This window comes from Peptoniphilus indolicus ATCC 29427 (assembly GCF_000227315.1).
In the GTDB taxonomy this organism is placed as follows: Bacteria; Bacillota; Clostridia; order Tissierellales; family Peptoniphilaceae; genus Peptoniphilus; species Peptoniphilus indolicus.
The window spans coordinates 1-1,318 of record NZ_JH165115.1 but is presented as its reverse complement, the minus strand read 5'-3'; the positions used below and the strand labels follow the sequence as shown (position 1 = coordinate 1,318).

Sequence of the window (1,318 nt, the reverse complement as noted above, 5' to 3'; positions counted from 1 at the left end):
AAATTAATATACTACATATAAAACTTATATATAATATAGCTTTATATTAGTATAATTTGCCTTGACTTTAATATGTGAAATTGTTACTATAATACCGAAAGAATAATTGAAAAGCGATAAAGCTTAGGAGGTCACATATGTATAATTCAAAGATCAAAAGTGAGCAGACAGATGGCTTATTTGAAGCAATTTTAACTTTAGAAACGCCTGAAGAATGTTATAGATTTTTTGAGGACATTTGTACTGTTAAAGAGGTTCAAGCAATAGCACAAAGACTACAAGTAGTAAAACTATTGATAAAAAATAAAACATATCATGAGATAGAATCTGAAACAGGAGCAAGTACAGCAACAATTTCAAGAATTAATAGAAGCTTAAATTATGGATCTGATGGCTACAAAGTAGTTCTTGAAAAACTAAATTTTTTAGATAAAGAAGATTAATTTAAAAACAAAATTAAAACACCTCTTTTTAGGGGTGTTTTAATCTATTTTTATGATAATTGTTTTAAAATTAGTATAAGTTACAAGACCTGGTATTTTTGAAGGGTGTCTTTTTACATATTTTTTTAGAGTATAATCTACAGGAATATTATTAGATGATTTTAATGATGAATTAGTAGCTGCCAGTTTAGCTGCTTGAAGTATTGATGATTCAGGAAAATCACCAGAATTATTTCTTAAAATAACATGTGAACCAGGTGCATTTTGAACATGGAACCATATATCATTTTGTCCTGCGAATTTTAAAGTTAAATATTCATTTTGTTTATTGTTTTTACCACAGTAAATAGTATCTCCATTTTCATTGGTTAGTTGTGAGATTTTTAATTTACCTTTTTTATTTTTTGAATTACGTTTTTTTAAATAGTTCATTTCATATAGTTCTTCACGAATTTCATCTATATCATCAGAAGATTCACTAAGTTCCAAACTAAATAAAACAGATTTTAGATATTCAATTGAAGATTCAGTTCGTTCAATTTCATCTTTAAGTTTTAAATTTGCATTTTTAAGTTTTGCAAATTTTTTATAATACTTATTTGCATTTGCTTGTGGAGAAATTTTATTGTCCATAGAAATTGTTATAGGTTTCATTTCATCATAAAAGTTTTCAATTTCTATAGATTTTACACCGGGTTCTATTCGATAAAGATTAGATGATATTAAATCTGCATATATTTTATATTTATCTCTATCTTTTGATTGTTCAAATTCTTTTAATTGTTTTTGTAATTTGTTAGTTTCTCTATTTATTAAGTTTTTGATTTTCTTTTTGAGTTCACTAGACTTATCAGATACTATTTGATTTTTAATTT

At 25.0% G+C, this 1,318-nt stretch carries 2 protein-coding genes; one reads left to right on the top strand and one right to left on the bottom strand.

Going from position 1 to position 1,318, the window contains the following annotated elements; translation table 11 throughout:
- Positions 1–137: 137 nt before the first annotated feature.
- Complete coding sequence (locus HMPREF9129_RS10200; protein WP_004823531.1) at positions 138–443, top strand: YerC/YecD family TrpR-related protein; 306 nt, start codon at positions 138–140, stop codon at positions 441–443.
- Between the two features lie 39 nt (positions 444–482).
- Here HMPREF9129_RS10200 and HMPREF9129_RS10195 read toward each other — a convergent pair.
- On the bottom strand, positions 483–1,318 hold an 836-nt coding region (locus tag HMPREF9129_RS10195), incomplete at its 5' end, for an Rqc2 family fibronectin-binding protein (RefSeq protein ID WP_040553268.1).

Bases quoted from the DNA above. Each gene is read 5' to 3' on its own strand.
- HMPREF9129_RS10200 (WP_004823531.1), top strand. From the start codon at position 138: ATGTATAATTCAAAGATCAAAAGTGAGCAGACAGATGGCTTATTTGAA.